The sequence below is a fragment of the Xanthobacter autotrophicus genome (assembly GCF_030015065.1).
Classification (GTDB): Bacteria; Pseudomonadota; Alphaproteobacteria; order Rhizobiales; family Xanthobacteraceae; genus Xanthobacter; species Xanthobacter autotrophicus_D.
In genome coordinates this window covers 1-421 of sequence record NZ_JAIVFN010000476.1, presented here as the reverse complement: position 1 = coordinate 421, position 421 = coordinate 1, and the positions used below count along the sequence as shown (strand labels likewise).

The window sequence follows — 421 nt, the reverse complement described above, 5'->3', positions numbered from 1 at the left end:
GCACGTGCCGGAACCGCAGGATCGTGCTCTCGTCAGGCAGCCGCTCATCCCAGCCCTCCAGCCCTGCGAACTCGCGGAACACCGGCATGTCGTGCAGCGCTTCCTCCATGGCCGGGTCACTCAGAGCGAACCACTGCTGCATGAAGTGGATGCGCAGCATGGTCTCGCACGGGAACGGCGGGCGGCCCCGCTTGCCTTCGGGCAGATACGGCGACACCAGGGCCACCAACTCGGCCCACGGCACGACCTTCTCCATCTCACCCAGAAACTCCCGCCGCCGCGTTCGCTTCGCCGTCATTCCCAAGCCCAGGCTGTGCTGCTTCATGTGCCGTATCGTCTCAGGGCTTCACGTCGATGCCAAGCATGCCGTGGGGCGGTTTATGCAGACCTTCCTTAGCCGCCGGCGGCGTTCTCGCTGGGC

The 421-nt window shown here is 66.0% G+C and carries 1 protein-coding gene; it reads right to left on the bottom strand.

All coding sequences use genetic code 11. The features are described from left to right. On the bottom strand, positions 1–325 hold a 325-nt coding region (locus K9U40_RS24115; protein ID WP_282892571.1), incomplete at its 3' end, for a transposase. Between the last annotated feature and the right edge of the window lie 96 nt (positions 326–421).